Consider the following 23121-nt stretch of genomic DNA (forward strand, 5'->3'; position numbering starts at 1 on the left):
CCTCCTTTCATAGCATTTGCTTCACAGCATAAATGCTTGGTCCCATCTGGTTTTCTGCCCCAGCTCGATGTTTATAAGGGGCAGCAACACCCCCGTTACACCGCCAAGTAAACCAACATAGTCCAGTTGCTTCACCCTTCCGCCATCATCCTCACTATATTCTAAATTATGGAATCCGAACCGATACGTATCATCATAGAAGCTCAGGATTTTGCCCTTCAAGAAAGTAATCTCATCTGTAAAAACAGCTTGTCCTCTCAATTCACGCGCTGCCATCAGGATTTGAACAATGCCTGCGTAACCGTGACAAAATGTAGGTGATACCAAATGCTGCGCGTGCTGCACGGTTTGCTGTAGCGCCTGAATGGCTAAGTCGCTATAGAGCCGCTCTTGCAACGCCTTTCCCGCATACAGCAGGGACATACAGGCACCGGGGCTGCCATAGCACCAGGCATCTCTTCTTACATTATCTTGTTCGGAAGCATGACCCCTCTTAAATTCTTCAAAACTGATAAATCCCTTCCAGGAAAGCTCATCCCCATCCCGATTGGCAAACTGCAGCAGAAAATCCACCATTTTTTTAATCGCCAGAGCTTGACCGGGTACGTTTACTCCTTGCAGCAAGGCCTTGGACAAAATGATGATAGGTCCGCAAATCCCATGAGACAATCCCAAATTAAAGTTACCATTCGGATATAGCTGCTGCTCCATAGGCGTAAACTGATTTTTCGCCGAGATATACCAACCCGGAATCTGAACGCCATCATATTCTTGATCGTGAGTTAAATTCACCAAATACTGTATGACTTCCAAAAGTAAAGGACGCATTTTTTTATCTTCAGAAAAAATGAGTAGATAATTAGCAATTCCGCTCAGGCCTTCTATCGCATCATAGTCACTCATAGTCACATCTCTTTTTGTACATTCGCTAATCATGACTGGGACTTGCTGCAACAGATAATCATGTATACGATCTGTAAATTTACGATACAGTTTAAAGTTCTGAGACAAGCATACAGCTGCCAGCCCGACCCCTGCCGCACCTGAAAACATAGAGGATGATTGCAGCCCTTGTTCCGAGATTTCCTGGACCAAAGTCCCCAGAAACTGATGCCCTAATTGGTCCCATCCTTCATCGGGAAAATGTTCATGCAGCTCCGCATACAGCATACAGATGCCAGGCAATCCATGACTCAGGGAGACAGCGTTCCAAGGATGGAAGCTTAACCCGCTCACCGTATAGATATTTTTCTGTGCATTCACAATTTCCAGTAGTCCCTCATAATCCTGAATATTTAGAGCTATTTTTTTTATGATATTTATTACGTCCTGATCCGTTTCTTTTAAAACACCTGCTCCCACACCACGCCACTCCTATCCGAATCTTGATAGTTTTCCGAATCATGCATCTGCTTATAGACAGAGCAATTTTCCAGTAATTCATCATGCGGGCCTTCTCCAACGACTTCCCCTTGATCCATTACAATGATACGATCAGCCAGTTGAGCCGCCACCAAGCGGTGTGAGATGAATATGCCTATCTTTTCACTAGACAGGTTGAAAAAGGTATCGAATGTCTGCTTTTCTGCAATCGGATCAAGCGCGGCGCTCGGCTCATCCAAAATATACACTGAGGCATCCCGAAAGTAGACTCGGGCGAGAGCAACTTTTTGCCATTGTCCACCCGACAACTGCCTCCCTTCGTCAAACCATAGACCCAACTGGGCATCCAGATCGTAGGAGGCGGCATCCTTCTTCATGAAGTTGACGCCAGCCGTGTGCAAAGCCGAAGTGATTTTGTCTCTGCGCTCCATTTCACTCACCTGACCAAAGCCTACATTCTCCTGAAGCTTCATCTCATATTTCACATAATCCTGAAACAACACCGCAATTTGCTGTTGATAGCCTTCATTCCCCCACTGTTGAATAGGCTTGCCATTCACTAAAATGTCTCCCGTTTGCACAGAATACAAAGCCGTAAGCAGCTTTATCAAAGTGCTTTTACCTGAACCGTTAGGTCCAACAATGGCAACTCGCTCTCCTGACTTAAAGGAAAGGTTCACGTGTTTCAATGCATCCATTGCCTGATTCGGGTATTTGAATGAGACATTTTCCAGTTGTATCGTTTTAATTTGCCCGATTCCTTCCTGCAACGGTATGTTCTCTGAAGCTTCTCTTTCACTTTCATATTCGAGGAACTCAAACAATTGGTTCATATAAAGACCACTATTGTAAATAGAATAGATATTTCCCATCATCGACTGGGAATTGCTCTGTACCAGAGAGACGGATCGAATATAGCTGATCACATGGCCCACCATGATTCCACCTGCATAGGCCGACATAATGGCAGTCAGAATAACAACCGCCCCGACCAATTGGACTATAACTTCAAACAATAAATTAAATATTGTTTTTTTTCGCAAAATATAGGTGTCCTGCTTAATGAACGCCTCTCTGATTGCCCAATAGCTTTGAAGCAAATAATCTTTTAGTTTATACAGCTTAATTTCTTTAAACGAAAAATCATGGGTAAGGATATAATTGAGATACCATGCTTTTCGTTCCGAACTGGTTCTCTTCCACTGTATAAAAAATTCTTGCTGACCTATTCTTAAAAAATAAAATAATGAAATGACCGGAATCACCAGTAATAGAACAGACACTTGCGGATTCCATGCCATTAAAAAAGCAATGGCGGAAACTAGTGTGATCAATGAGGTCATCAGTGATATAACCGCCTGAAAAATCAGATAGGGTCTAAATGCAACCTCTCCCGTAACCCGTTCCAATCTGTTATAAATCTCCGAATTCTCAAAATCTGCAAGTGAAAGATCACCGCTTTTTTCCATCACCCTATAATTAAGCTTGTAGTTCATAAGAAACTGGAATCTTCCCTCGTTATAGCCAGATACTTGAGATATGATCTCAGTTAGCAAGGATACTGCCATAAAAATGGCAAATATATAGATAACGCGGTTGAATTCGGTTTGTATATTAACGAGAGAATTAATTAATAATTGTGAAATATACAAAGAAACAATTGGGCTAAAACCGATCAATAAACGGAGCATCACGATATAGATAAATAGCTTTTTTTCGAGTTTAAATACCAATCGAACGGTCTTGGGCAATTGTTGCAGTGTTGCCCAGATTTCCGTAAAGCTGATTCGCTCCTTTACTTCCATAACAACGGCTCTTTCGTCTGCTGGTATCGACGTGAGTACAAGATATGTCGGGTTAATGTCATCACTTTGTTCTCCAGCTCTCTGTCGGTTCCCAACAATCGGTTGCAATGCAAATGAATGATACTTCCCCAAATATGCTCTTCAGGAGTGGTTAAACGATCCGCCTGTTCTTTTAAAAGCTGCGCATAATTAGCCACTGTTTCATTTCTTTGTTCCAGCAGATGGATAAGCACATTTCCAGCTTCCGTTTTCCTGACCTCCATCCAATGTGGGTCACCATTACACAGAGCCAGCAAGTTGTCTTTGTCCTCTCTAAATTCTGTGCGATATTGAGCTGGAGAGCTGTTATTTTCCATAAAATCAAGCTGTGCTTCAAAATCCAAACTCAACTGATTCATGTAGTTCATAATGGAAATCACACCGATGATCTCTTTACTCATCGTCAGCTGCTTCATTCTGGTCATTCTTAATATTTGCTCAACGATTTTACTATCCACAAAAAAGACCTGTTCTGCTGCTTCCATTAGCTCGGAACCCCCATACCGCTCCAACTCCCTGTCATAGGAACTCAGAACCGTGTCTGCAACAAGCCCTCGTTGCTTTAGCCCTTTGAGCCAATTTAGAATAGCAGGATATATTTCCAATAACATCGAAGAATCGCCATGAAATCTTAGCCTCACATGGGATTTTGGGTCTTTATATCTCATAAAAAAATACTGAATGGGGTATTTTTCAGATAATGACCCGCAAAAATCCGCAATTTCAAAAGCAATCAACTCTTCCTCTCTAGAGGATTGGGCATACAACTTCAGGAACAACCAATCATCGAATGGCATTTTCACCCTGCTATCCTCTTGGGTACAACCAGACATTCGGACGCGAAGCTTATGTTGCTGATCTTCGAATTGTCTCTTGAACAGAGGAACAACCACCTCTGCTGCATGCAGATGTTGCTGCTCATCGATGGCTACATCTTCTCCCTGCTCAATAGCTACCAGATTTAAGGGAGTGTGTGTGCTTTTCTTCATTTCTGCATATAAAATTTTCAGTAATTCATCATGATTCACTGCAATAAGCAGCCTGTTATCTCCACGTACAATATAAAACTTCTCCGGCAAGCCATTGTGAGTATGATACTGGATAAAACGGCTTTTAAATTCTTTAAAATCCATTTTGGGCGTTCCGTGCAGATCGTCCAAGCTAATGCTCCATTGCGCACTTGATAAGACGATGCTTTTATATCTGATCTCTGGAATATACTTAAATCCTTTGTATACCTCTAACCATGGAAGCAAGCTCCAATTTCGCTTTCCATCTAATGCAATTTCCTGTAAGAATCGAATGGCATTACTTGCGCTTAATGGATTCAGCATGTTATTGGACTCAAACACCAAAAGCTCCTTTGTTGCCCTATGCCTTGCATAAAACATATTTTCATCTATCCCAATTAAAATATCCTCGATCTTGACCCGGTCTTGTTCAGAACGCGAGCTGTTCGTAAAAAGAGACATTTCCTTGGCCCTGTAGCTCAAATTCCTGGTTACATTGCCGGCTCTAACTTGATTCGGAATATAACTCAGCTCACATAAGCTGAAATTTTCGTTTCTGATTTCCTTTTCTTTATCATTGAGCGCCTGCACGATCGAGGCCATTTCTTTTGACAAGTATGAGAATCTTCCAAAGGTTTTCCCCGCAGCAGTAGAGCCTGTATTCGGTCCCATATACAGCATCAGCTGTTGATCATAGCTCTTGATAAGAAAATTCAGCTCTAATGACACTGGAATTTCGTTAGGATCTATGGCTGAATCGCAATATGGTGTTAATTCCGCATCATTCAATTCGATAGCCCCATGTTCCCTCAACGCATCAACATATTTATTTAGGAAATAATTTTTCAGACCCGATGAATCCTCTTCATCCATAGGAAGAACCTCATGGAAATCGTTATACGGATTCGCATACGATAATGGCGCCCCGATGCCCGAACTGCTATCCAGCATTTCCATAATAGCGACTTCACGATCCATCCCATACTTCTCCATGAACTGATTCTTGTAATGCTCAAGATAACCAGACTGCTTGGCAAAAGGTCGTGCAAGCATCGTCAGGATGCTTGCAAGCTTACAAATCTCAGCTGCTGTTTGTTCGCTCAGTGTGAAGCTTGATTTTCCTAAGCCTGAATCAAGCTGTAAAGGTGATGATGATTTTTCCAATTGATTCATCTTTTCGAACAAAGCTATGTATTCGTGTTCCCCTTGTCCCAAAGGCAATTGACTATAATGCTCCATTTGTACTGCAATCGCCTTTAGCTCTGCCAGTCTATCTTCAGCAACGCTTACCTTCCCCGCCTGTTCAATAAAGTATTGATACTGGTCCAACACTGTAAGGGGCGGCCTCAGATTGGATAGAAGAAACTCCTTATCTATTAATTCCATGACATAATCCTTGATTCTTCCTCCTTCCGTATGAGGATACTTCTGACTTAGCCTTCGTGTGATATCCTGAAAGGATACAAATTCTCCGCAACTCTCATATACAATCCTAAATACAGGAGTAGCCCGAATACTGATTTCATCTGCTTTTCCATCTGTACTGTATAATAAAAAAGCACGATCTCCCTTAACGTAACATGCATCATTCATTCTGAATTCAAGCCGATCGGCAGATTCTTTTTCCAGTTTTTTAATCATGTTAAAGAGCCATTCCAGATCCACTCTGGCTTTTTTGTAAAATTGATGCTGATCAAATGTAAACTGCTCTCCTGATGCAAACTGACCCGCTCCGACAGATGTAAAAAGTCCAAAAGGTGTCGTTCTTATTGCTTTTCGTATCGCATATTTAATCATGGATTCAACAAAGTTTCTCTTCTTCTTACCTGTCAGCTTCTCTGGCCTATTTAAGAAATGTTTCATCGTTTCATACAATGTTTTGCTGGATACTAATACTTGTTCTCTAAAGGCAGGATCTTCACACAGCTGTGTCAAAAGCCTGTCTTGATCTTCGTTATTCAAAAAGTCCAAACTATTATTTTGTAATGGCAAACGAACCATAAACTGATTCGTATGGTCATACAATGCTCTCATAACTATTCACCTACTATTTTGAATTGTGACATTTTATACTATAAAACAGAAATATCAAGAAATTCTCAAGATGGAGGAGCAAAAAACCTCTATATGCCAAGTAGCACACAAAGGTTCTTCTTTTCTAGTATGAAGCAGATCATCACTTGATCGCAATGTAAATCAGCACTGGCTCATCAGGATTGCCGTACACTTCAAAATCACCTGTGTACGTCCGCTCTGCTTGTCCCGTGGCAGCCCAGTTCCAAATCGCTTGCCATACCCGAAAAACTGAGGAAGGTTCGGATGTAGCTTGAAAAACAGCGTAACGCGCAGCCGGAATCACGAGTTGTTCAAGACCCTCAGGAGTCTGGAAATCTGCTGCCGCTTCCTTCCCGATAAAAAAAGTATACTCGCCAAAAACTCCATTTTCATAGTTGGTATAGCAACCATAGACAGAACCGAGTTCTTCATGCCCGCTTATCCGTCCAGGCACATCCTCACTCCAGAAACGTTCCCACATGCCCGGAATGATCGCTTGGGATGTTTGTTCGTTCCGGTTGCTTGTAGATGCTGCCAGCCCGATCAGGCGAATCTCTCCCCGACTTTCCTCTCGGATCGGCTCAACATTTTCTTCACGTCCCATATCCTCCTGTGAACGCCAGCGTTTTAAATTTGGCAGATAACTACGCATCATTGCAACAGCCTCTTCCTTCTGCATCCCTTGCTCTGCGAGAATAGGTACGCACTGCTGAATCATCTCCTCCATCGTCAAATCAGGCTGAACAAACGCACCTTCCTTATAGCAATACTTACAATATACATCTGTTTTCACCTGTTGTGCGTCTGTTCCGTATTGTTCCTCATGCTCCAGCGGCATCCCGCAACTTTGACAAGCTTTATCCATTTTGTAAATCCCCTTTCCTGGTTGATATGACATCAGTATAACGAAACAAACCTGACAGCTATCCGTCAGGTTTGTTTTTTTATATTCTATGTTTTTCAGAGTTCTCTATAGGAGGCTCTCCATAATTGGATGCAATACGTAATGCCATATCCCGAATCTTCTCCCGTAAATGAGCGGGTTCCCTGACGATCACATCCGGCCCCAGACTTAAAATAAATCCGTACATCCACGCATCCTCGGGAAAAGGAACCGAAACTGTATACATCCCTTCTTCCTGCTCAGTCAATGCTTCCACTCCAAACCAGTCTTCCGCCAGATGCCGGGATTTATGATTAAATTGCAGCGTAAAAGGCTGTACCGTCTTAACTGCCGCCAGCCGTTCCTCATTCCATGGCAGCTTTTCATAGGAAAGGTCCCGACGAGTAAAAGCCAACTCCGTCACGACAGGATCACTCATGCGGGATAGTTTGAACAGACGAAATTGCTCCTTGTCAAGACAATAAGCATATACAAACCATTGCTGTCCTTTCAGAACAAGCGTGTGCGGTTCAACCTTCCGTGCGGTCACGGCTCCCTGCGCATTCCTGTAAGTAAAAGCAATCGTACGCGATTGGCTCAGCGCCTCCTTCACCTTCACCAGCTTACTCTCCTGCGCAGACTGATTTCCCCAACCCGAATGATCGACGATAAACTGTGTGGTATTGACACTGAATTTCGCTTTTCCCGAATCCGGTATAATGCTTTCAAATTTATCGAGCAATCGGGTTACATTCGGTCCACCTAACGACGAGGACAAGCTCTGCAAGCCCATCACAATGTCCTTCACATCGCCATCCGTCAGCACACTGCGATCCAGGCGGTAGCCATCCATCAGGCCGATTCCCCCATTCACCCCCTGATAAGTTACCACCGGAATACCAGCCAGGCTAATCGCTTCGATATCTCTGTAGATCGTCCGTATCGAAACCTCATACAAATCTGCCAGTTCCTTCGCCTGAATTCTATTTCTTTTCAACAGCAAAATGACGATAGAAAGCAACCGTTCAATTTTCATCTCTCCAAAACCTTTCCTAACTGTTAATAAACATAGAAGTCCCCATATGTTTTCCTCCATCTTACTCTATCTCTTATCTAAAAAGAACCCGTTGCCAATAGCAAAAACCTCAGGCATTCCATCCCGTTGGATAGAACTCCTGAGGTTAAATCATTTATTTCACTTATAGCTCGTAACGCTTCATTACGATGACCGCATTGTGGCCGCCAAAGCCGAAGGAGTTGGATAGCCCGATATTTAATGAGGCCTTGCGTGCCTCGTGTGGCACATAATCCAGGTCACAGGCCGGGTCCGGGTTGTCCAGATGAACCGTTGGCGGAATGATGCCTTCCCTTAGACTCTGTACAAGTGCAATGGCTTCGACACCGCCTGCGGCTCCCAGCATATGACCGAGCATGGATTTATTCGCGGTAACCGGAATTTGGTAGGCATGGTCACCGAACAGCTTGTGTATCGCGAGAGTCTCGGCCAGATCGCCAACGGACGTACTCGTTGCATGCGCACTGATCACATCCACCTCTTCAGGCGTGATATGGGCGGATTGAAGGGCTGCTTTCATCGCCAGATAAGCTCCGGTCCCTTCCGGGTGCGGTGCAACCATATGGTAGGCATCCGAGCTTGCGCCATAGCCAATGACCTCCCCAACTATTTCTGCGCCACGCTGAACAGCATGCTCCAGCGACTCCAGTACCAGAATGCCCGCCCCTTCGCTCATAACAAAGCCGTCGCGGTCTTGATCAAACGGTCGGCTCGCAATCGAAGGCTCCTTGTTACGAGTCGACAAGGCCGTTGCATTGGAGAAGCTCGCAAGCGCCAGTCTGGTCACCGCTGCCTCCGCTCCACCTGCAAAAATCACATCCGCATCTCCTGTGCGAATCGTACGAAACGCTTCTCCAATCGCCGTATTTCCAATGGAACAGGCCGTAACCGGCGAAAGCGTGGCACCCATCGCTCCGAACGCAATACTGATTTGCGCTGCAGCCATATTTGAAATCATCATAGGCACCAGGGTCGGACTGACTCTGCCCGGCCCACGATTCTCCAATACATTCACATTGTCCACCAACGTATCCAGACCGCCGACTCCTGATCCTACATAGACACCAACTCGCTCCAGATTCGTGTTATCCAGCTCCAGACCGGAATCCTTCAGCGCTTGCTCTGCCGCAAACAACGCAAACTGCGTGAAGCGATCCATTCGTCTGGCGTCTTTACGTCCCCATTGCTTTTCTGCATCAAAATCCTGTACCAGCCCGGCGATCTGTGCTTTCAAATCGGACACATCGAACGTGTCTATTTTTCGTATACCTGAACGACCCTCCAGCAGATTCTTCCACAGCGTGTCCACGTCATTGCCCAGTGGCGAAACCACACCCATACCTGTAATTACAACTCTTTGCATACGCTCTTCATTCCTCCTGCTCGTTTACTTACTTATAATCCTCATTTTACCCTCGGCTTATCCTATTACAAGTGTTTGTTTATCCTGGTATAATGAACACTACTATAGTTAGAGCCTTAACTGCTCATTACTTATCCCCCATCGAATGGAGAGAACTCGCCTATGAAACCGGAAGCACGTCTGGAAGCACTATCTGTTTTTCTTAAAACAAAAAGAGCCCGTTTACACCCGCATATGGTCGGTCTGCCGAACGGATCACGCCGCAGAACACCTGGCTTGCGTAGAGAAGAAGTCGCTCAGCTAGCAGGCGTCAGCACGACATGGTACACCTGGCTGGAGCAGGGACGCGATATCAAGGTGTCCGCCTCTGTACTGGATGCCATTGCCGCCGCCTTGCAGCTAAACACGGATGAACGTAAGTATTTGTATGATTTAGCGCTTGAAACCGGATTTCAGACACCTCCTGCTCTTGCAGAACAAACGGTTATTTCTCCATCCCTGCAAAAAATAGTACAGGAGCTGCGATACTGCCCTGCTATTATTTCAGATCGGCGCTGCCATATTGTCGGCTGGAATGCAGCCGCGGCTCATGTGTTTATGGATTTTGCCGAGCTGCCCCATGAACAACGCAACATGATTGAGCTGCTGTTTACCAAAAAAGAGTTTAAAAGTCTCGCTGTAAATTGGGAGCATTTCGTCAAAGGATTCCTTGCTATTTTCCGCGCTTATTACGGACAATATGTGACGGACCCTTGGTATGCACAGTTCATACAGAACATGAGCCGGGCTTATCCGGAGTTTAATGAACTTTGGAATCAGAGTGAGGTCAGCTCTGCGCCGGAGGTGCTGATTGAATTTCGTCATGCCAAGGCAGGCAAAATGTTGTTTGACCTGACCTCCCTTCAGGTGCAAGGCAGCGTCGATCTGCGTTGCAGCATCTACACCCCGAACGCACAAACCTCTACAGAAAGTAAACTCCAAAAGCTGATGGAAGGCAGCTAAAGGATTTCACCCCTCCTGTTATGAAGATATCTTTTTCCGTCCATACTACATCTACGATCTGTGCAAAAAGGAGGGAGGGAATTCATCATGAAAGCCAAATCGACAAGTTCCTCACAATCACAAAATCAGGCACCACCACCTGTTCCGGTGCAATTTGACCGGAGTTGGCAGGATGAGTTGGACCAACGTCTCCGCAAAGGAGGACCTTGGGGAGATTGGGATCTATATCAGTTGGCAATTGAGGCGGAGAAGGCCAAGCTGGTACCCAGCTTTGATGAGCTTCAATGTCTGAAGCATTTGCAAGATCTCACTCCGCTGCCCCATCAGCTGGATACGGCCCGTAAGGTATTATTTGAAATGTCCGGCCGCGCCATCCTCGCCGATGAAGTTGGCTTGGGCAAGACGATTGAAGCTGGCATGATTCTCAAGGAATATCTGGTTCGCGGGCTTGCCGCCAAAGTGCTTATTCTTGTACCCGCTTCTCTGGTTCTACAGTGGGTTCGTGAGCTGAACAGCAAATTTGGCATTCCGGCTGTCGCTCAGAAAAAAGCGTATTCCTGGTCGTCCGAGGTTGTCGTGGCCTCTATGGATACGGCCAAGAGAGAGCCACATAGTAACATCCTGCTGGATACCGATTACGATCTGCTCATTATCGACGAAGCACACAAGCTGAAAAATAAAAAAACATCCAACTATCAGTTCATTATGAAGCTGCGTAAAAAATATTGTTTGCTCCTGACCGCCACCCCTGTACAGAACGATTTGTCCGAGCTCTTCAATCTCATTACATTGCTCAAGCCCGGTCAGTTAGGACGACATGGGGATTTTTCTGCCAACTTCGTGGTGGATAAACGACTACCCAAAAATGAGGACCAGCTCAAGGATGAGCTGTCCAAAGTCATGATCCGCAACCGTCGCGGCGAAGGCCCGGTCCAATTCACCAAACGAAATGTTTCCAACATTCACTTGGAGCTTTCGCCGGAAGAACAAGCGCTATACGATGGAGTCACTTCCTTTGTCAAGGATCAATATCAGGCGAATGGCGGAAATTTGAGCAGCATGCTGTCTCTCGTTACCCTTCAGCGGGAAGTGTGCAGCAGCCGTGATGCGGTATTCGTAACGCTTGTCAATTTATCTAAAAAGATGGCGCCCGACTCCCCTCTACGCGATCGCGTCTGGGAATTGGTCGCGCACATCAAGGCGATTAAAGCCAATTCCAAGGCCGAAAAAGCGCTTGAACTCATTCGTCAAATGAACGAAAAAGTGATTATTTTTACCGAATACCGGGCTACACAGGAATATTTGCTGAACTATTTTCGCGACCGGGGGCTATCCGCTGTTCCTTACCGAGGCGGCATGAACCGAGGACGCAAGGATTGGATGATGGATTTGTTCCGTGGACGTATTCAGGTGATGATTGCCACCGAAGCGGGCGGCGAGGGCATTAACCTGCAATTTTGCCACCATATGATTAACTTTGATTTGCCATGGAACCCCATGCGCGTGGAACAACGGATTGGACGTGTGCATCGACTGGGACAGACGCATGATGTTAATATTTTCAACCTGTCCACAACCGGAACGATTGAGGAGCATATCCTACATCTGCTGCATGAAAAAATCAACATGTTCGAAATGGTCATTGGCGGATTGGACGTTATTCTGGAGAAGTTTGAGAAGAAAGAATCCATTGAAAAAAGTTTGTATAAAATTATGCTTGAATCCGGCAATGACGATGAAATACGCCAAAAAATGCAAAAACTCGGCCATTCGCTGGATTCCATCAAGCAGGAAATGAAGCAGCAGCGTACGGACAGTCCATCCACTTCGGATACGGCAAGCGATATGTCATCCGAGACAGACCAGATCAACGGGCGCCTGACGGGAACAAGCCAAAGCACCGCTGATTTGCTAGGCTTATCAGGTAGCGCTGTTCCTCCAGCCAAAGCCAGACGCGGCGCGAAAGGAGACCGCTGATATGACCATGAATTCACAGCAGGTACAGCGTTATGTCCTTACGTATCTGGAAGCCACCGGATGCAGTGTGATCGAGAGGTCGCCAAACCATGTGACTGTCAAGCTTTCTCCCGAAGCGGATAAAGCTCTAACGAACCGCCCTTACTATTGGGGCTATGTAGAGCGTACTGGCGTTCCGGCGCAAACGATGTCATTCACCTTTATTTTCGATGGGGAAGCCTACCGAATGGCACAGGAGAGTTCGATGGACAATCTGCCCCTCCCCCCATCACAAGCACAACCGGGACAAGGATCTCAACCGGCTCCAGCGTCCGGCAGTTCGGCACAGGATCAGGTCCTGGGCCGTTACTTCGGCCATGTTCCAGCGTTACCACAGTTGGGACCCGGACGTATTTTGCAGGAAGAACTTCACTATGGGAGTCGTCGGCTGCACCAAATTTTTGAAGCTGCGCGGGATGGAGGAAAATATGTCAATTTGTTCGAGCAACCTAATGCTCGTCAATTATCCGCCCGTTCTCCCGCAGTATATGAAGCTTGGTTAGGCGTCTGCTACAAGATCGAATTTGCCTGTGATTTGAAGCGGGAAGAACTCCACTGGCTTGGGATTTCACTCAAAAGCGGCACCATCGTACCTGACTTTGGTAGCATGCTTGAATCCCGGCAGCTCAGCCCGCTGCTGGCAGGCAATATGCATGTGCAGCCTGCAAAATTATCTGTTCCGGAGGCCTCCATTTCGCTGGAAAACTACCTTAATGCTCAGCTGAGCCAGCAGGATTACGAGTGGGCTGAGCAGGCCAGAGAACGGCTGCGCGAGGAATTGGAGGTTATTGATCACTATTACGATGATTTGGTCAAGGAGCAAAAAGAAGAAGAGGAAAAAAAAGAAGCCATACAAGAGCAGCATCAAGCCCGCCGCAAAGAAATGGTATGGCAATATGAACCCAAGGTGCTTGTATCCGCCATTAACTGCGGGATATTTCATCTGCGGTAACCGATATCTCACGCTCCTTCGCAGGCAGGTTGCAGAAGTATCGTCAGCTTTTAACATCTTGCTTCAGACTATATCGGGTTTATTGCGATACCGACAAGCTTTGCCAGACCTGCCGCTAGTTATCGACAGCAAAAAACGAACCCGTTCAGGACGGATGTGCCGACAAGGTGTAGCAGTCTTTTTATCGGACAAGCTTTATGCTGGATAAAAAAGCTTCCATCGGTGCATTGGCCGTCAGAAAGGTGGATTCCATTGAAAAAAAATTTCGGACACTATAGCGTTGGTATGATTGCGGCTGTTCTGATCGGTCTGTCCGCAGTCTGTCCGTTTGCTTCCATTCAAGCGGCCCCCTCAGCAACCCAAGACCACAACGCCAACCCGTCACCCTCTTACGAAGCAACTTCATTGGTTTCCTCATCGGAACCAACGAACCAGAACCAAGATGGGAAGCAGGGGCAAATCGAGGCAACTACTGTAAGCCCTCCTGCTCAGGAACAAGGGATACCAGCGGACGTAAAGCGGGTTTCCACCGATACGGTGCAGTCGCTATCCACACAGCCGTCTTTTGACCAATGGAAAGATGCCGAGCTTAGCTACCACCCGCTCGGTCCCGGAACACATAGCTGGCTCGTGCAGGTGAATCGTGCAGGTGAATACATTGGCTACCTGATTATCGGGGCAGATCATAACGGCGCTTATCAGCTTAATGAATACGGTAACGGACCGGGCGGGCCGTACAGTATGAATTTACTCCGCCAATCCCTTAAATCCCTCACAGAAACCAAGCTTTCATCCATCGACAAGCTGCAAATTACCCCCATGTATGAGGAACCGCTATTAGCCTACTGGCTGGTGCGTTCCTCCTCTGGCAGCGAAGTGTGCATCGATGCTTTTACGGGGGATCCATTGCCTGCGGAGGTAGCCAATGGGAACTGGAAAAATAAGCTCCACAGCAGTACAATTCCTTCATCTGCTCTCTCTCTGAAAGCAGGGCCGCAGGCGATTACCCTTTCTGCTGAGCCTTTTGACCCCTATGACGATCTTAGTTGGCTTCTACCCAAACAAAAGCTTTCCATCCATAACGTACAGCAGTTTACTAACACACTGAGTGAATCATCACGTATCGTATTTTCAGCTACAGACATCAATTTCGCTTTTGGAGGCCCCTTAGCTATTAACGGATATCAGTCCTGGAACCCTTCTCATGATCTCTCTCATCCTGTTATGTATGCGTTAACCTGCCGCACCGGGCTTTCACGCTTTGTCCCGCTGGATCAGCTGTTATCTGGCGGTGGATTTTATCGTATGCACTCTTAATTATTCATTTATGTAATCACGTTAATCATTTCTTAACACAAAAAGAGACCTCAAACGGCATTCCGTATGCCTCTTGTGGTCTCTTTGGCGAGTTCAATGCCGTTCCTTTCGCCCTTTGCGTGCGGATTTAATCCACATATTCAGAGCGAGCGGCAGCATTCCGAACCATTTGTATACCCATGGCTCTCTTGATTGTTTACGGCTACGGCGTACATCGCGTGGCGTTTCCATATACCGAACAATTCGTTGCGTAATGTATGTCACCAGCTCGTCACTCTTGGCCATCCTCCGCGACCTCCTTCAATCTGCATCCCTGACATGAGGTTCACATTGCAGGAAAACATTAAATTCACGCGTTGGATGCAGATAAGTTTAGCTTGCTCATTTTCCAAAAAGTCTAACCCTGCGGGACTAACTATGCATGGTTTCCCTTAAATGGTACATACTATCTTAAATAAAATTGTTACCCGAAGGCTAATAATTTTGTTTAAGGAAGCTATGCTGCTTTATATGGTTTGTTTTCAGAAAATAATCAATCCGTCTATTGGAGGAATAGAACATGCGAAAAGAAAAGTTAAACATCATATGGCTAATAGGAATGGGATTGAGTTTAAGTATCCTTTGCAGTGCTGTATTTGCCTCCTTTGGCTATGCAAGCGCCCAGACCGGCGAAAAAAGCACCAATCCGAACAAGGACACAGAAAGTCAATCCAACGTACATTCGTCCTATCACGCTTTTGCAAAACCCGTTGTGCTTATTGACGTCGGTCATGGAGGCGTGGACGGTGGAACGAGCCATAAAGGGCTTCTGGAAAAAGACATCAATCTCGCAATAGGTCAAAAACTGTACCTGATTTTACGCTCACAGGGCTATCCCGCGGTCTTAAACAGGGATAAGGACTATGCTCTAAGCGACGATAATCGTTGGCTTCAATCCAAATCCCGGCATCTGAAAGACTTGGCCCAGCGTAAGAGCCTGACAGAACAGTTGCCCACCGCTTTAGTCGTCAGTCTGCATGTGAATTGGACCAAACGTGCCGAAAAACGGGGGCCGATTGTTTTGTACCAGGACGAAGGCAGCAGCTATCTGTTGGCAGAACGGATTCAACATTCATTGAACCGCTTATTCTGCATGAACAGAGAAACGGTTTACGGAAAACCCTTCTATCTTCTGAACAAAATCCAGCCTCCCGCTGTAATCGTGGAAACCGGATTTATCAGCAATGAACAGGACAGGGCCATTCTTTCCGGAGATCGCGGTCAAAAAAACGTCGCAGAAGCGATAGCCAAAGGCATTATTGCTCATTTGACGGTATGGTAGTATGGGTGGCAGGAGCTCCCTTCCATCCCCATACGGAACGTACCAAATCACTGATGCCCACAAACTTGGCGTGATCTTTTAGCGCGGGAACCGATGAATGGAGTGCCGCGGACGTGTGCATGCCGGATACACCAACATGACCAATCGTTACACAGGTATCGTGCTCGTCCACCCATTCTCCCACCTTGGTCAGTTGCCGATTCACATGTGCGAGTGAATGGGTATCATCCAGAAAAATGTCATTTCGCACCGGTGGCATTCCCTTTTCTACGGCTAACTCCGGCACTACTGACCAATAGTTCGTACGGCTGTCGACAAAAAATAGTCCATGCTCCTTGCAAACATCCAGAACAATGGACATAATGCGTTTGTCTGAGGTGACCTTGGAGCCCATGTGATTATTCATACCTATCGCAAAAGGGACTTCCTTAATGGCTGCTGTCACCTTGGCGCGTACTTCTTCATCCGACATATTCGCCTTAATCGCTCCAGGTCCAAGCCATTCGGGTTTTCCCTGCTTTGGCTCCATTGGAAGATGCACAATAACGTCATGACCACGCTTGTGAGCTTCCATGGCATCCTGCTTGGTGGAAGGCAGAAACGGCATCACCGCAACCGTAATTTTAACCGGCAAATTTAAAATTTGCTCTGTTCCTTTCATGTTGTTGCCCAAGTCGTCAATAATGACGGCCACCATCTTTTGGTGCTGATCCCGCTTACCCGTAGCACTTGCAACATCCATGCTCCAAACATTCCCCCATACCGTAAAAACAAGACCTACCACAATACAAGCAACTAAGTTTTTTTTCATTTTCGGATTTTGGCAAACCACCTGTGCACAGCTTGGCTCTTTACGGCTGCGAGTAGCTTGTATAGCCTTCTTTATGACGTTTCTCAGGTGCTGTTTCGTTCGTTTACTCATTCAGGTCAGCCTCCTTCTCTGTCCCTTCATTGTGTGAGTAACGAGGCCTAAATATGTATGGGCAGACCCAAGGGGTTATCCCTGATCTGCCTATCGTACGCAAAATGTATGCTAAACCTGCTTACCAGTTCTGATGTATAAACTCATCACGACCCGATTGGGCGCGGTCTTCCTTGTAATGCTTCACATTCTTTTTGTGATAATCCTGATGGTAATCCTCTGCCGGATAAAATATGGAGGCCGGAAGAATTTCCGTCACGATAGGCTTGTCAAAGCGCCCGCTTTGTGCCAATTGTTCCTTGGATTGCAGTGCGAGTTCCCGTTGCTGCTCCGTGTGGTAAAAAATAGCGGGTTTGTACTGTGTACCCCGATCCTGAAATTGGCCTTCTCCGTCTGTGGGGTCCGTTTGGGGCCAATACAATTCGAGCAGCTTTTCATAAGGAAACAGCTCAGGCTCAAAAATAATCTGCACCACCTCATAGTGACCTGTAGTTCCTGTTTTAACCTGTTCGTAGGTCGGATCGGGAATCGTCCCTCCAGTATAACCTGAGACAATGCCATGAATGCCCAGCTGCTCCTCGAACGGAGTCACCATACACCAGAAGCATCCTCCTGCAAAAGTTGCTTTCTCCATCTCTCATCCAACCTTTCAATAGCTTCATCATCGAGTGTGTTATTTTCTATCCTATCTTAAAGGGTAACCTTATAAAAGAAATTTTCTCCCTTTACAAACCTCAACCGATATCCGTATTACATAGTCGTCCGGATTTTTTTCTGCGAAATAGCTGAGCAACTCCACCGCGTATTAACGAAGCGACAGCTTGGGGAAGGCCTCTCTCCTCCCTGACCAATACCCTCATTCTATGGGGAATATTGACCTCATTCCGAGCAATAAAGTCATCCTGTACGAGCTAAGCCCTCACACCATATAACCATTCCTGCCACATAGACGCAGTATGGCTCCTTATTCCCCGTATTTCTTCTTATAATGGCTTAGGGTCAGAAGCGGCCAGATGTAACGATAGCTATGATAATGAGAATAGAAGTTACCCGGAAGCCCAGCGCCCGTGGGATATGCGGTCGGCCAATCGTCGTTTTGCAGCAATTCCATCAACTTGTATATTCCTCTATTTACGGCAGCAGACGGCTGCGGCTGAACCGCGATGAGTGCATCGAGTGCCCACGCAGTTTGGGATGGCGTGCTTTCCCCTAAGGGCATGTATTTCATCACCCGGTCGCTGATGCAGGATTCACCCCAGCCCCCATCCGAATTCTGAATCTGCAAGAGCCATTCCGCTCCTTTTTGAATCGAAGTATGGTCCGCCGGGAGCCCGGCAGCCTCTAAACCAGTCAGTGCCGCCCAAGTGCCGTAAATATAACAAATCCCCCATCTTCCATACCATGATCCGTCTTTCTCCTGATGGGAGATCAGCCAATTAACCCCCCGTTGGATGAAATCGTGCCTCGTGTCGAATCCGCAACAATTTCCGAGGTATTCCAATGTGCGTCCTGTAAGGTCGGCTCCCGAAGGGTCGATAGCGGCGGACTTGGCACCATCTATAGCCAGCCATGTGAGCATTTTCTTATTGGTGTTTTTTTCGAACGCAGGCCACCCGCCGTCTTTATTTTGCATAGACATAACCCAGTTGAGCCCCCGAGTGGATGAGTCACGATATTTAGGATCTGTACGGGACAGGCAGTGAATCGCTCTTAAAGCGGCTGTTGTGTCGTCTACATCGGGATTTAAGGTATTGGTCTCAGAGAATCCCCAGCCGCCAGGAACCGTAACCGGATTATGAACACTCCAATCCGACGCTTTGTCCTGTTGTCTGGATAAGAGATAGGCTGCCGACCGCTTCACGGCCTCATGATCCCCGGCGACGCCGGACTCCTGCAGCACATAGGAGATCAAGGCCGTATCCCAGATCGTTGAGGGTGAATTCTGAATGGTAGCTTTACCGTCAAAGCGGTACTGCATCTCTGTCAACCCTTGAACGGCCTTTACAATAAGCGGATCCCGTTTATCATAGCCCAGTGCAAGCAGGGCAAAAACCATGAGAATGGTGCTGCTCGCATAACTGTATAGGGTGCCATCCGATTCGATTCGATTCAGCATGAACTGCTCCGCCTTGTTTAGAGCTGCTTCATGGATATACCGGGGAGTTCCGAGAAGTCTGCTGAGTCCGACACGTATGCTTTCCGCGATTTCCCGGTGCTCCTGGGGCTGCGGCTCATCGTCATCATAGCGTGAATCGAACAGATCGGATACAGTGGGAGCCTTATTCGTTGATATAGAGAAATTCCGGTCCGCCATGATCATCATAGGGATCAGATGGATACGGGAATAACCTGAGAATTCATACAGATTAATTGGCATATAGGCAGGAAAAAGGATGATCTCCAGTGGTATGAGCGAGATTGATGCTGGCCATTTGCGCTGCCCGGTTGCAGCGAGAATCGCCTTTGTCAGAATGCTGGTCGATTTCCCCGGTCCACCTTGCGATTGAATGTAACGCCTGGCTCGCTCCATCGACTCGTCTGTCGGTTCACTGTACCCGGAATAGAGCAGGGCATAATAGGCATCAATGGAAACGGATAAATTACCCTCTTGCTCGTCCCTGTACCAACGCCAACAGCCTTCCGGCTGCTGCTCCGCAAGGATGCGATCATGCAAACGCCGGATCAGCTCTTCATTCTGTATATCCAATATCCGAAAGAGGATCATGACATAAGCATCCATCGCCACCCCGTTCTCAAAGCAAAAATGCCATGATCCGTCTTGATGCTGCTGGCGCATAAAAAAGTTCCTTAGCTTCCTTGTCCCCTCATCGACTGCGCTACGTACATCTCCCATTCTCTTATACCTCCAATAACGTCATGATGTACATTATATGAACGCCAGTACGAGGAAATGATGTGCCGCTTGCTGTCGTGGTTAAGCATTAAACGCCAAAAAGGACCCCATACCATTTCAGGACTACAGACTCTTTTGTTGGTGCAATATAAAGTTGGATTTTTCAGAAACAATCATTAGGGGTTACATCTGGGTGTCATGAGTACCACTTTACATATCCAGAATATGCAAAAAGCTCTTGAATCTCCACAAGGGAAATTCAAGAGCGTTCATTTTTAAGATGATGCGGTCGAGAGGACTCGAACCTCCACGGGGGTTAGCCCACACGGACCTGAACCGTGCGCGTCTGCCAATTCCGCCACGACCGCATATATATTGTCGTTTGTCCTCAAAAGGTCAATCTTTCTTGGCGACAAAATAGATCATACCATGCTCATAAAAAGAAGTCAAACACTTTATATTTTCATTCCCTCTTGATAAATTAGGAATAATACACTAAAATAAGAACATAAGTTCCTGAGAACGCTAGTTCTTTTTATTCAGTCAGATATGGATTATTATCACATTTCCCTAAGGCGGTGAATGGTTATGATCTCTTCAGTTACTACTCAGAATGAATTGTCTCTTGTGAAAAATTATCTGCTCCTTACCTTTATTCAAAAGGTATTTGAGCGGGACAGTCTTATTCTTGAAGAAAGCGGTATGCTGAAAACGCCTGATCTTTATGTCGAAATGGTTAACGCAGGAGTAGATCGTACCGGAATCTTACTATCTGAAATAAAACATGAATTTAATAAATGTCATATTCGTGTTTTGGACATACAACAAAACCACTCAGGCGTTCACGCCACCTATATAAGTAAAGGAAATAAAGAGCAGTTCAGTATGGCTATGCCTGCATTCCGCAAAGAAATGTATGAACGAATGCGCGCTTATCTGGGGCTTTCTACCTCTATGCCTCATACAGCTGCCCTCCCTTTACCCGAAAAGCAACGCCCCGAGTTTCCAAACAGCCGCTCTGCTTCCAAGCCCCTACGGTTTGTTGAAAGAAGTCTGGTTACATCCTCCTTGGCCTACAAGCGTAAATCGCTTCGCCCTGCTGCTTCTGCCGCAAGCGGAAGTGCATAATCCACGCACAGCGCGCATACAAAAAAAGCTTCCGCAGACACCAACCGTGCTCGGAAGCTTCTTTACATACCCATCATATATCCATCAATACCCGCTATGAACGGAGTATGAAGAATTCCCATAAAGCATTCGCTTTATTGCAGTACCTTCTGTACACGAGTAACCCCTTGGCTAAGAGCATGTCCTCCGCCTACCGCTGCGGCTACAGCAATGGTCTCCATAATCTCCTGATCACTTGCTCCTTTGGACCGAGCCTCGTCCACGTGATAAAACGTACATACCTCGTTGTTGGCAAATAAGCCAATGCCGAGGGCAATCAGTTGCTTGGTTTTCTCGTCTAAGCTCCCGGCTTGAAAGCACTCTCCAGTGAAACGATGATAGGCATGAACTACCTCCGGCAACTTATCTTCCAAATGACTGATTTAATCCTTATACGCATGTATTTTCTCATTCATAACCGTCAAGACACAGCACACCCTCTCATATAGAGTATATTCTTATGTACTGTGTCCGGTTTACAGGCTGCATATGCCATCGACACATACACCTAATTTTATCCAGTCACTTCAAATCCTTCTATCCAGCCAGCCGAAGCCCATTCCTCTAATCCAGTTCTACCGGATTGTGACGCGGCTCGCTGAACGGCTGATATGTATAGCTGCGATCCAGCTTGACCACACGCCGATTCTGGCGGCGGATAAGCACCTGTTCCTCGTCCCACGCCAGCACTATGCCTACCACATCGTTGGACTCCAGCCCATCCCGCACGACGCGCACCTTCTCACCGGAAAGCCGATAGGCGTCTAATTCTTCATCATGAATCATCTCTGTCCCCCCTTATACAATCTTTTCTAACACGGCAGCTGTCATTTATGCACATTAAAAAGTTTAAAAAGAGACCTAAACGAAATCATTTAGGTCTCTTCCCATTTACTACTTATATGGATTGCCAACAGAGCGACAAATTATCCCGACTGATTTACACTGTGATCATGTTCTTTTGTATCGTTCTTCTCATACCAGAAGTCCAGCACTTGTGCAGACAGCACTCTCTGATCTACGTATTCCACTTGGTGGGCAGTAAATTCTTCTTTCCAAGAGAAGGACAATTCTTCGCATAAGTTAACCAACGTCAACAACTCAGACCAAGCCACATAGCGTTTGTACCAAAAAAACTGAGGATGTTCAATCATATAGGGATATAAATCGTCAAATTCCGTATGCTTACAATCCAAGGCACGTTCAAAATGTACTTTAGCCGCTGCCAGTTTTTCCAGAAAAAACTGTTCGGTCAATTGCTCTTTCCCCATGTTGCTGCCTCCTCTCCCAAAACCTTAACTATATTATAAGCGAAATCGAAACTCATGCAAAGGTTATTATTAGAAATAAGGATCAGCAGCTTTTGAATTGTTACTATTCGGCAAACTCAATCTTGCCGTCAGTTAACGATGAAATTCTGACAAGCGACTCTACCCATATACCCTGCTCACGGATCGTTCTCGCCCCGGCTTGAAAGCATTTTTCCACAGCCACGCCGAATCCCACCAGCTCCGCACCGGAGCGTTGAATGATTTTGACCATACCTCTTGCGGCATCACCATTGGCGATAATATCATCAATGAACAGAACACGGTCATGCTCATGAATAAATTGACGGGACAGCATAATGTCCGTGACAATGCCTTTCGTAAAGGAAGGCACACGTTCGCATAATGCGTCCGGGTCGGCCAATAAAGTCTTTTTGCGGCGGGCAAACACCAGCGGTACACCCAGTTCCAATGCTGTTGCGAAACCTATGGCAATACCCGAGGATTCCACGGTTACCACTCTCGTAATATTCTCTTCCCGAAAACGGGCTGCGAACTCTCGTCCCATTTCCATCGTCAACTCCGGATCCACCTGGTGATTAAGTAATCCATCCAGCTTCAACACCTGATCCGACGCAACGACGCCTTCTTGTAAAATCCGTTCCTTCAATACTTCCATTCCATGACCT

Annotated in this window: 20 protein-coding genes and 1 tRNA gene; 6 read left to right on the plus strand and 15 right to left on the minus strand. The window is 46.3% G+C overall.

Annotated elements, in window-relative coordinates:
• Positions 1 to 21 precede the first annotated feature (21 nt).
• The 6 genes from ACIFO6_RS10040 to fabF all read right to left on the minus strand — a co-directional run bounded on the left by ACIFO6_RS10040 (position 22) and on the right by fabF (position 9613).
• A complete protein-coding gene (locus ACIFO6_RS10040) occupies positions 22 to 1362 on the minus strand; it encodes a lanthionine synthetase C family protein (protein WP_430040465.1) in 1341 nt (446 codons plus the stop codon).
• A complete protein-coding gene (locus tag ACIFO6_RS10045; protein WP_430040467.1) occupies positions 1344 to 3188 on the minus strand; it encodes an ABC transporter ATP-binding protein in 1845 nt (614 codons plus the stop codon). Before ACIFO6_RS10045 ends, ACIFO6_RS10040 begins: the two co-directional genes overlap by 19 nt.
• Positions 3179 to 6271 (minus strand): lantibiotic dehydratase, encoded by a 3093-nt coding sequence (locus ACIFO6_RS10050; protein WP_430040469.1) that lies wholly within the window; start codon positions 6269 to 6271, stop codon positions 3179 to 3181. Before ACIFO6_RS10050 ends, ACIFO6_RS10045 begins: the two co-directional genes overlap by 10 nt.
• Before the next feature lie 142 nt (positions 6272 to 6413).
• Complete coding sequence (locus tag ACIFO6_RS10055; protein ID WP_430040471.1) at positions 6414 to 7157, minus strand: zinc ribbon domain-containing protein; 744 nt, start codon at positions 7155 to 7157, stop codon at positions 6414 to 6416.
• A 79-nt stretch (positions 7158 to 7236) separates the two neighbouring features.
• Positions 7237 to 8211: a helix-turn-helix transcriptional regulator gene (locus ACIFO6_RS10060; protein WP_430040473.1), complete on the minus strand. Its 975-nt coding sequence runs from the start codon at positions 8209 to 8211 to the stop codon at positions 7237 to 7239.
• A 163-nt stretch (positions 8212 to 8374) separates the two neighbouring features.
• Positions 8375 to 9613, minus strand: coding sequence for a beta-ketoacyl-ACP synthase II (gene fabF, locus ACIFO6_RS10065; RefSeq protein WP_430040475.1), 1239 nt, complete (start codon positions 9611 to 9613; stop codon positions 8375 to 8377).
• A gap of 162 nt (positions 9614 to 9775) precedes the next feature.
• On the opposite strand from fabF, the gene ACIFO6_RS10070 reads away from it, so the two are divergent.
• The 4 genes from ACIFO6_RS10070 (at position 9776) to ACIFO6_RS10085 (ending at position 14900) form a co-directional block, all read left to right on the plus strand.
• A complete protein-coding gene (locus ACIFO6_RS10070) occupies positions 9776 to 10615 on the plus strand; it encodes a helix-turn-helix transcriptional regulator (RefSeq protein ID WP_430040477.1) in 840 nt (279 codons plus the stop codon).
• Between the two features lie 87 nt (positions 10616 to 10702).
• The gene (locus tag ACIFO6_RS10075) at positions 10703 to 12592 is read left to right on the plus strand and encodes a DEAD/DEAH box helicase (protein ID WP_430040479.1); all 1890 of its coding nucleotides are present in this window, start codon (positions 10703 to 10705) and stop codon (positions 12590 to 12592) included.
• 1 nt (position 12593) lies between these two features.
• Complete coding sequence (locus ACIFO6_RS10080; protein WP_430040481.1) at positions 12594 to 13583, plus strand: YqhG family protein; 990 nt, start codon at positions 12594 to 12596, stop codon at positions 13581 to 13583.
• Between the two features lie 252 nt (positions 13584 to 13835).
• Positions 13836 to 14900 carry a hypothetical protein gene (locus tag ACIFO6_RS10085; RefSeq protein ID WP_430040483.1) on the plus strand — a complete coding sequence of 355 codons (1065 nt, stop codon included), beginning with the start codon at positions 13836 to 13838 and terminating at the stop codon, positions 14898 to 14900.
• Between the two features lie 93 nt (positions 14901 to 14993).
• Here the strand turns inward: ACIFO6_RS10085 and ACIFO6_RS10090 are convergent, their stop codons facing one another.
• Positions 14994 to 15185, minus strand: coding sequence for a YqzE family protein (locus ACIFO6_RS10090; protein WP_025685457.1), 192 nt, complete (start codon positions 15183 to 15185; stop codon positions 14994 to 14996).
• 274 nt (positions 15186 to 15459) lie between these two features.
• Here ACIFO6_RS10090 and ACIFO6_RS10095 point away from each other — a divergent pair, with 274 nt between their 5' ends.
• Complete coding sequence (locus tag ACIFO6_RS10095) at positions 15460 to 16221, plus strand: N-acetylmuramoyl-L-alanine amidase (RefSeq protein WP_430040485.1); 762 nt, start codon at positions 15460 to 15462, stop codon at positions 16219 to 16221.
• On the opposite strand, the gene ACIFO6_RS10100 is transcribed toward ACIFO6_RS10095, so the two are convergent.
• The 4 genes from ACIFO6_RS10100 to ACIFO6_RS10115 all read right to left on the minus strand — a co-directional run bounded on the left by ACIFO6_RS10100 (position 16196) and on the right by ACIFO6_RS10115 (position 20365).
• Entirely contained in the window at positions 16196 to 17143 is a 948-nt protein-coding gene (locus ACIFO6_RS10100) for a divergent polysaccharide deacetylase family protein (RefSeq protein WP_430040487.1), read from the minus strand. The genes ACIFO6_RS10095 and ACIFO6_RS10100 overlap by 26 nt on opposite strands.
• Positions 17144 to 17264: 121 nt before the next feature.
• Positions 17265 to 17777: a peptide-methionine (S)-S-oxide reductase MsrA gene (gene msrA / locus ACIFO6_RS10105; protein WP_430040489.1), complete on the minus strand. Its 513-nt coding sequence runs from the start codon at positions 17775 to 17777 to the stop codon at positions 17265 to 17267.
• Positions 17778 to 18107: 330 nt separating this feature from the next.
• Positions 18108 to 19997, minus strand: a complete 1890-nt coding sequence (gene shc, locus ACIFO6_RS10110; protein WP_430040491.1) for a squalene--hopene cyclase — start codon at positions 19995 to 19997, stop codon at positions 18108 to 18110.
• A 284-nt stretch (positions 19998 to 20281) separates the two neighbouring features.
• Positions 20282 to 20365, minus strand: a tRNA-Leu gene (locus tag ACIFO6_RS10115).
• Positions 20366 to 20585: 220 nt separating this feature from the next.
• Between ACIFO6_RS10115 and ACIFO6_RS10120 the strand changes: the two genes are divergently transcribed.
• The gene (locus ACIFO6_RS10120; RefSeq protein ID WP_430040621.1) at positions 20586 to 21125 is read left to right on the plus strand and encodes a hypothetical protein; all 540 of its coding nucleotides are present in this window, start codon (positions 20586 to 20588) and stop codon (positions 21123 to 21125) included.
• 134 nt (positions 21126 to 21259) lie between these two features.
• On the opposite strand, the gene ACIFO6_RS10125 is transcribed toward ACIFO6_RS10120, so the two are convergent.
• From ACIFO6_RS10125 to ACIFO6_RS10140, 4 genes are all read right to left on the minus strand, one after another.
• The gene (locus ACIFO6_RS10125) at positions 21260 to 21547 is read right to left on the minus strand and encodes a carboxymuconolactone decarboxylase family protein (RefSeq protein WP_430040623.1); all 288 of its coding nucleotides are present in this window, start codon (positions 21545 to 21547) and stop codon (positions 21260 to 21262) included.
• Between the two features lie 181 nt (positions 21548 to 21728).
• Positions 21729 to 21950: a hypothetical protein gene (locus tag ACIFO6_RS10130; RefSeq protein ID WP_430040492.1), complete on the minus strand. Its 222-nt coding sequence runs from the start codon at positions 21948 to 21950 to the stop codon at positions 21729 to 21731.
• Positions 21951 to 22090: 140 nt separating this feature from the next.
• Entirely contained in the window at positions 22091 to 22435 is a 345-nt protein-coding gene (locus ACIFO6_RS10135) for a hypothetical protein (protein ID WP_007429850.1), read from the minus strand.
• Positions 22436 to 22538: 103 nt separating this feature from the next.
• Entirely contained in the window at positions 22539 to 23111 is a 573-nt protein-coding gene (locus ACIFO6_RS10140; RefSeq protein WP_430040494.1) for a xanthine phosphoribosyltransferase, read from the minus strand.
• Positions 23112 to 23121: the final 10 nt, after the last annotated feature.

Origin of the sequence: Paenibacillus sp. NRS-1781, from assembly GCF_050467745.1 — a bacterium.
Classification (GTDB): Bacteria; Bacillota; Bacilli; order Paenibacillales; family Paenibacillaceae; genus Paenibacillus; species Paenibacillus terrae_A.

Excerpts from the sequence above, each read along its gene's own strand:
- ACIFO6_RS10045 (WP_430040467.1), bottom strand. The coding sequence starts at position 3,188 with ATGGAAGTAAAGGAGCGAATCAGCTTTACGGAAATCTGGGCAACACTG.
- ACIFO6_RS10050 (WP_430040469.1), bottom strand. The coding sequence starts at position 6,271 with ATGAGAGCATTGTATGACCATACGAATCAGTTTATGGTTCGTTTGCCA.
- ACIFO6_RS10055 (WP_430040471.1), bottom strand. The coding sequence starts at position 7,157 with ATGGATAAAGCTTGTCAAAGTTGCGGGATGCCGCTGGAGCATGAGGAA.
- ACIFO6_RS10060 (WP_430040473.1), bottom strand. The coding sequence starts at position 8,211 with ATGAAAATTGAACGGTTGCTTTCTATCGTCATTTTGCTGTTGAAAAGA.
- fabF (WP_430040475.1), bottom strand. The coding sequence starts at position 9,613 with ATGCAAAGAGTTGTAATTACAGGTATGGGTGTGGTTTCGCCACTGGGC.
- ACIFO6_RS10070 (WP_430040477.1), top strand. The coding sequence starts at position 9,776 with ATGAAACCGGAAGCACGTCTGGAAGCACTATCTGTTTTTCTTAAAACA.
- ACIFO6_RS10075 (WP_430040479.1), top strand. The coding sequence starts at position 10,703 with ATGAAAGCCAAATCGACAAGTTCCTCACAATCACAAAATCAGGCACCA.
- ACIFO6_RS10080 (WP_430040481.1), top strand. The coding sequence starts at position 12,594 with ATGACCATGAATTCACAGCAGGTACAGCGTTATGTCCTTACGTATCTG.
- ACIFO6_RS10090 (WP_025685457.1), bottom strand. The coding sequence starts at position 15,185 with ATGGCCAAGAGTGACGAGCTGGTGACATACATTACGCAACGAATTGTT.
- ACIFO6_RS10095 (WP_430040485.1), top strand. The coding sequence starts at position 15,460 with ATGCGAAAAGAAAAGTTAAACATCATATGGCTAATAGGAATGGGATTG.
- ACIFO6_RS10100 (WP_430040487.1), bottom strand. The coding sequence starts at position 17,143 with ATGAGTAAACGAACGAAACAGCACCTGAGAAACGTCATAAAGAAGGCT.
- msrA (WP_430040489.1), bottom strand. The coding sequence starts at position 17,777 with ATGGAGAAAGCAACTTTTGCAGGAGGATGCTTCTGGTGTATGGTGACT.
- shc (WP_430040491.1), bottom strand. The coding sequence starts at position 19,997 with ATGGGAGATGTACGTAGCGCAGTCGATGAGGGGACAAGGAAGCTAAGG.
- ACIFO6_RS10120 (WP_430040621.1), top strand. The coding sequence starts at position 20,586 with ATGATCTCTTCAGTTACTACTCAGAATGAATTGTCTCTTGTGAAAAAT.
- ACIFO6_RS10130 (WP_430040492.1), bottom strand. The coding sequence starts at position 21,950 with ATGATTCATGATGAAGAATTAGACGCCTATCGGCTTTCCGGTGAGAAG.
- ACIFO6_RS10135 (WP_007429850.1), bottom strand. The coding sequence starts at position 22,435 with ATGGGGAAAGAGCAATTGACCGAACAGTTTTTTCTGGAAAAACTGGCA.
- ACIFO6_RS10140 (WP_430040494.1), bottom strand. The coding sequence starts at position 23,111 with ATGGAAGTATTGAAGGAACGGATTTTACAAGAAGGCGTCGTTGCGTCG.